The sequence below is a fragment of the Sphingomonas sp. S-NIH.Pt15_0812 genome, from assembly GCF_003951315.1.
Lineage (GTDB): Bacteria > Pseudomonadota > Alphaproteobacteria > Sphingomonadales > Sphingomonadaceae > Sphingomonas.
Window position 1 is genome coordinate 1 of record NZ_QLJH01000069.1, and the last position, 6,036, is coordinate 6,036.

The window sequence follows — 6,036 nt, forward strand, 5'->3', positions numbered from 1 at the left end:
CCGCACTCCTCCCCGCCCGCGCCGCTCCTTGCCTGCCGCCCCGCCCGCGCCACCCGACTCCGCGCCAGCCTCACCGTCACCACCCTCCACCCGCCGCCGATCGCCGCGCCCGCCATCCCCGGCAGCCCCGCCTCCACCGCCGCCAGCAGCGCGCGCAGCCGCACCGGCCGCTCGCCCGCATCCTCCAGCACCACGGTCAGCCGCCCGTCCCGCCCGCTCCATCCGGCGACGGAGGCGTCGGCCATCACCGGCTCCTCGACCACCGCATGGGGCAGGCCGCCGCGCACCGGCGGCGCGTCGAACACCGCCACGCCCGCCAGTCCCGCCAGCCCCTTCAACCGCGCCACCGCCGCCGCGACCAGCAGCGCCCGCGGCTCCGTCACAGCCCGATCCGCCGCCACGGCCGCCACAGCGCCGCGACCGCGGTCGGCACCCCGACCTCGGCATGGCGATTCTCGAACAGATGCACCGCCATCAGCACCAGCCCGTGCGCGATCGGCGGCGGCAGGTCGGACCAGCCCTCCGCCAGCCCCTCCGCATTCGCCCGTCGCACCAGCCTCTGCCCGCAAAACGCCTCCGCCAGCCCCAGCGCGGTCATCGCCAGCCGCAGGATCAGCGCGTCCTCGCCATTCCCCTCCAGCCGCAGCATCTCGCGCGCCGCCGCCGCCACCGGCGCGACCAGCGCCGATGCCTCCTGTCCGTTCATCATCGCCTGTCTCCTCTGGGACGGAGCCGACACCGCCGGCCCCGCCCGGCCCGTCAGGCCGCCGCGATCTTCAGCAGCTTGATCGCGTTCGAATCCGCCACGCAGCCGCCGATCCGCTTGGTCGCGTAGAAGCTGACGAACGGCTTGTTCGAATAGGGATCGCGCAGGATCGCCGTCTCGCTCCGCTCGGCGATCAGATAGCCGCGCTGGAAGTTGCCAAAGGCCAGCGCCATCGCATCCGCGCCCACGTCCGGCATGTCCTCGGCCTCCACCACCGGATAGCCGAGCAGCATCGACGCCTGGTCTGCCGCCAGACCGGGTTGCCACAGAAAGGCGCCGTTATTGTCCTTCAGCTTGCGGATCAGGGCCAGCGTCGCGGCATTGGCGACGAAACACGCCCCCTGCCGGTACGGCGCCTTCAGCATCTGGACCAGGTCGACCAGCCGGTCCGCCGCGCTGCCGCCCAGCCCGTTCGCCGAGCCGGTCGCCAGATATTGCAGCGTCCCGAACGCACGCCTGGCATCGCCCTCGGTGCTGCTCGGCTGCGCCAGGAAACCCTTGGGCCGGTTGACGCCATTGCCGCTGACAAAGGCGCTGCCCTCGGCGCGTGCGAACTCGGTCGCGATCTCGCCGGCCAGCCATTCCTCCACGTCGAACCCGGCATCGTCCAGCATCGCCTGGCTGACGCTGGGATTGGCATAGAGTTCGCCGCTCGGCGGCACGATCTCGCGGAACACCGGCGTCGCGGTCGTCGGCCGCGCCTCCGTCTCCGCCGCCCAGCCGCTCGGCGTACCGCCGCTTGTCACCAGCTTGCGATAGCCGGCCGAACCCACCGTCACGACCTGCGCGATGCTGCGGATCGGCGACAGGCCGGTCAGCACCCGCCCGATCTCCGCATCGATCTCGCGCGGCACCGCATAGCCGCCCGCATCGCCGCTCACCCCGGTGAACGCCTTCATCTCCAGCGTCGCGCCCGTCCGCACGAAGCTGGCGAAGCCTGCATCGCCCTGTTGCTGCCGCGCGCCGTCCAGCGCCGGTCGAACCGTCACGTCCATGGTCATCTCCGTCCTGCTTGTGGATAAGTTGGGGGAGCGTCCCGTGGGGAACCCCGGGATAACCCTGTGGATAACTTCAACCGGCGCGGTCGATCCGCGCCAGCGGCTGCATCGGCACCGGCACCAGGCTCACCTCGACCAGCATGACCCGCAGCAATTCGCGCCAGGCTCCCTGCCGCACCGCCAGCGGCCGATATCCGATCGACAGGCCCGCCAGCGCGCCCCGCCGCACCGCCGCCGCCAGAGCCGCATCCGTCACCCGACCCGCGACGCGCAGCCCCCGCGCGTCGACCGCCAGCGTCTCGATCACGCCGACCGGGTCGCCGCGATGCGCGAACAGCAGCGGCACCGGTTGCACCGTTCCGAAGGCCCCCGCGCGCACCACGTCGCCCGCCCGGTCGACCCGATCGAACAAGGCCGCATAGCCCGCGAAACCGACCGCCCCGCTCAGGACAGGCCGAGAAGCGCGCGCTTCTCCTCCCCGGTCAGGAAATCGGCCGCCGACACCGACGCCCACAACCGCTCGCGCTCCTCCGCCAGCGCCGGCACCGCGTTCAGGTCGACCGCCAGCCGCGCCTCCGGAAACCAGCCGCTCAGTCCCTGCGCCAACGCGGACAGGATCGTCTCCGCCAGCGGCAACACCGTCGAGCGCCACAGCGCGCGATTGGCCTCGCGGTAATTGGCATGGGTCGAATCCCCCGGCAGCCCCAGCAGCATCGGCGGCACGCCGAACGCCAGCGCGATCTCGCGCGCCGCCGCCGCCTTGGTGCCGGAGAAATCCAGTTCCGCCGGCGACAGGCTCAGCGCCTGCCATTTCAGCCCGCCTTCCAGCAGCATCGGCCGCCCGGCATTGGGGGCGCCGATGAACGCGTCCAGCTCGGCCCGCAGCCGTGCGAACTGGTCCCCCGACAAGGGCGATCCGTCGCGCGGTTCGTAGACCAGCGCGCCCGACGGTCGCGCCGCATTGTCCAGCAGCCCCTTGCCCCAGCGGGTGGCGGCATTGTGGATCGCCACCGCCCCCGCCGCCGCGCCCAGGCAGCCCAGCCCGTAATGATCGTCGAGCGGATGAAAGGCGCGGATATGCACCAGCGCTGGCCGCACCGGATCGGCATCCAGTCGCGTCGCCACCGCTCCCACCCGATACCGATAGGCGACCGGCCAGCCGCCCGCGTCGGTTTCCACCGCCACCCGCTCGGGCCGCAGCGCATAAAGTGCCGCCACCCCGCCCTCCGCATCGCGCAGCAGCTGGACATAGGCATTGCCGTGCAGCAGCACCTGCACCGCCACCGTCGGCAACAGCGCCTGTCCCCCCGACCGTGCCGCGACCAGCGCCGCGATTCCCGGATCGGAGGCCGATAGCGGCGCCGCGCCCAGCGTCTCCGCCACCAGCTTCACCGCGCGCTGCGCCACCGCATTGTCCAGATAGGCGTCGCGCGCCTGCGCCTCATACTGCCGCGGCCATTCGCCCAGGATCGGCACCCCCGACCGCGCGAAGCCGCCCGACAGCGCCGGACGCGACTCGTCGCGCCCGGCCTTGCGACCGAACCATTTCATCGTTCGTCTCCCCATTGATCCGGCGAAGCCTCAGATCCGCCGCAGCCCCACATGCCGCTCGGGCGCGATCATCAGCGCCCACAAGGCCCAGACCAGCGCATCCGCGCGGTCCGGCGACCGCCCCGGCCCGTGATAGCCGTCCAGCGTCAGCCCGCAGAGTTCATCCTCCAGGCTGGCGAACCCGCCGACATGCCACACCCGCCCCTGCGCATAGAGGAACGACACCGGCTCGGCCCGCGCGCCCTTGCCCTTGCTGGCATGGGTGCCGTGCAGCGGCAGCGATGCGTCGTGCAGCCGCAGCACCGTCTCCACCATGTCGCCGCCCTGGTTGCGCTCCACCACCACCCGGTCGGCATCGTAGCGCGCGACCAGCGCCGCCACCCGCGCCGCCCAGCCCTCGGGCGTCAGCCCCGCCTCGCTCGCATCCTCCAGCACCCAGGCCTGCCCGTTGGCGCAACGCCCCGCCACCACCATGCCGCAGGCATCGCCGGTCCGACTCGCCGGCGGGTCGACCCCGACCACGATCCGCACCAGGGTCGGCGCCGCCCGCACCCGCTGCCGATCGAGCAGCGCCCGGTTCCACAGCGCGCCCTCGACATCCTCCAGCAGCTCGCCGTCCAGTTCCTGCCGGCCCAGGCGCGTGCCCGCATAGAGCGCCTCGATCTCCCGCCGGAAATCGGCCGGCAGATGCGCATTGTCGCGCGTCCCGCCCCGCGACTCGATCAGACCGGGCAGCGCCATCACCCGCCGCATCAACATGGTCGGGCGCGGCGTCGTCGTCACCAGCACCTGCGACCGCTCGCCCAGCCGCAAACCCATCATCAGATTGTCCCAGCATGGCTCCCCCTGCCGCCACTTGGCCAGTTCGTCGCACCAGGCGACATGGTGTTCCGGCCCGCGCAGCTTGTCCGGCCGCTCGCTCGAATAGACGAAGGCCCGCGCCCCCGATGCGAAGGTCAACTCGCCCAGGCTCGATCGCCAGACGGTCGGCTCGTCGTGCCGCGCCACCGCCAGCAGGCCGCTCTGCCCCTCCACCATCACCTTGTGGACATCGTCCATCGTCGCCCCGACCAGCGCGATCCGCGCATCCGGCCGGCGGCGCGCCACCGCGCTGACCCATTCCGCGCCCGCCCGCGTCTTACCGAAACCGCGCCCCGCCCGGATCAGCCAGACCCGCCAGTCGTCCGACGCCGGCAACTGCCCCTGATGCGCCCAGACCGGCCATTGCTCCAGCAGCGTGCGCTGATGGGCGACCGGCAGTTCCTCCACCAGGCGCCGCCGGTCCGCCGCATCCATCGCCGCCACTTGCGCGACCAGCAGGCGAAGTCCCGCGACCGCCGCCTCGGTCATGGGGCGGGCGGCGCCAGCGCCGCGATCCGGCGCAGCAACTCCGCCTGCACCTCCGCCGGCGACACCGTCTCCACCGCTGCCGATCCCGCGCCATCCTTGGTCCGCGCATCCTGCCGCCGGATCAGCGCCAGCGCGATCGCCGGATCGAAGCCCTCCTCCTTCGCCGTACCGCGCGCCGCGGCCAGCAACCGCAACTCCAGGTCCTCATATCCCCCCAGGATCGCCGCCTGCCACGCCCGTGCGAACGCCGCGTCGCGATCCCGCAGGCCATATGCCGCCTGTGCCGACGTCCCGGCCTCCTCCGCCGCCAGCCGCACGTCGCTCGTCCGACGCAGGGCCTCCAGGAACGTCATGCGCCGCGTATCGCTCATCCCCTCCCGCCTGGCGCGCCGCGACGCCGCCGCGCGCCCCTCGCCTTGTCTCCTCATCTGCATCGCGCCCCTCCGGTCCGCCTGCGCCGGACATGCGAAGGGCCGGTACGGTCCCGGGCATCGTACCGATCCCCGGGACCGCCCGGCCCATCCGCAATTCCTCAGCGTTCCCGTTATGTACCTTGGGAGCGCGACGCTGTCAACTTCGAATAACCAGATGGGTTCGCAAACTTGTTTCCTATACAAGATTGTTTAGTTAAAAGAACCAGATTGCAATGCTTTAAACCATGTACAAAGCATGCGTCTCATGTCACCAGAGGCCGGCAGGACAAACCGATCGAGCATGGGGGGACAGCATGAGCATCAGCTATTACACGCCGCCCCCCCGCCCCGCCGACGAATCGGCCCGCGAAGCAGCGGTGCGCCGCTCGGGTGCGATCGGCCTTCCCAACCATCCGGTGCTCAGGGCCATCGTCAATCAGGTCTGCCGGCAATTCCATGCCAGCACTTGCGCGGTCACCATCGTCTATGAAGAGTGGCAATATGTGATCGTCGGCCATGGCATCGACATCGGTCCCTATAGCCGTCGCACCTCCTTTTGCGGCCACGCGATCCTCGAACCGACGGAAGTGTTCTGCATCGCCGATGCCAGCCACGATCCGCGCTTTGCCGGCAACCCGCTGACCGAGTCGGAGGGTGGCGTCCAATTCTATGCCGGCGCGCCGATCCTCTATGACGGTCAGCCGATCGGCGTGCTCTGCGTCACCGACGAGACGGCGCGCCCCGCCCTGACCCCGGAGGAGCGCCGTCATCTCGATCGCTGCGCGCGCGCGGTCGGCACGGCGATCGACCAGGCCGGCGCTGGCCAGTCGGACCCGCTCTTCTCCTGATCGCCTTAGGCGCGTAGCATCCGGGCCATGACGCGCCTCCTGATGCTCCCCGCCCTGCTGCTCGCCACCGCCCAGACGGCGGTACCGACGCCGCCCCACGCCCCCAATTC

8 protein-coding genes are annotated in these 6,036 nt (G+C 71.4%); 1 reads left to right on the forward strand and 7 read right to left on the reverse strand.

Translation table 11 applies throughout. The annotated features are described in order from the left end of the window. The 7 genes from BRX43_RS19610 to BRX43_RS19640 form a co-directional block, all read right to left on the reverse strand. A partial coding sequence (locus BRX43_RS19610; protein ID WP_125996739.1) for a DUF3168 domain-containing protein occupies positions 1 to 383 on the reverse strand: 383 nt, incomplete at its 3' end. After that, positions 380 to 709, reverse strand: coding sequence for a head-tail connector protein (locus tag BRX43_RS19615; RefSeq protein WP_125996740.1), 330 nt, complete (start codon positions 707 to 709; stop codon positions 380 to 382). The genes BRX43_RS19610 and BRX43_RS19615, both read right to left, overlap by 4 nt. A gap of 50 nt (positions 710 to 759) precedes the next feature. Further along, a complete protein-coding gene (locus tag BRX43_RS19620; protein WP_125996741.1) occupies positions 760 to 1,761 on the reverse strand; it encodes a phage major capsid protein in 1,002 nt (333 codons plus the stop codon). 76 nt (positions 1,762 to 1,837) lie between these two features. After that, positions 1,838 to 2,212: an HK97 family phage prohead protease gene (locus BRX43_RS19625; RefSeq protein WP_125996746.1), complete on the reverse strand. Its 375-nt coding sequence runs from the start codon at positions 2,210 to 2,212 to the stop codon at positions 1,838 to 1,840. Next, positions 2,209 to 3,315 (reverse strand): phage portal protein, encoded by a 1,107-nt coding sequence (locus tag BRX43_RS19630; RefSeq protein WP_125996742.1) that lies wholly within the window; start codon positions 3,313 to 3,315, stop codon positions 2,209 to 2,211. The genes BRX43_RS19625 and BRX43_RS19630 overlap by 4 nt, the downstream gene beginning before the upstream one ends. A gap of 30 nt (positions 3,316 to 3,345) precedes the next feature. Beyond that, positions 3,346 to 4,665: a terminase family protein gene (locus BRX43_RS19635; RefSeq protein ID WP_125996743.1), complete on the reverse strand. Its 1,320-nt coding sequence runs from the start codon at positions 4,663 to 4,665 to the stop codon at positions 3,346 to 3,348. Next, complete coding sequence (locus tag BRX43_RS19640; RefSeq protein ID WP_206433308.1) at positions 4,662 to 5,018, reverse strand: hypothetical protein; 357 nt, start codon at positions 5,016 to 5,018, stop codon at positions 4,662 to 4,664. The genes BRX43_RS19635 and BRX43_RS19640 overlap by 4 nt, the downstream gene beginning before the upstream one ends. A gap of 374 nt (positions 5,019 to 5,392) precedes the next feature. Here BRX43_RS19640 and BRX43_RS19645 point away from each other — a divergent pair, with 374 nt between their 5' ends. Further along, entirely contained in the window at positions 5,393 to 5,926 is a 534-nt protein-coding gene (locus tag BRX43_RS19645) for a GAF domain-containing protein (RefSeq protein ID WP_164523694.1), read from the forward strand. Positions 5,927 to 6,036 lie beyond the last annotated feature (110 nt).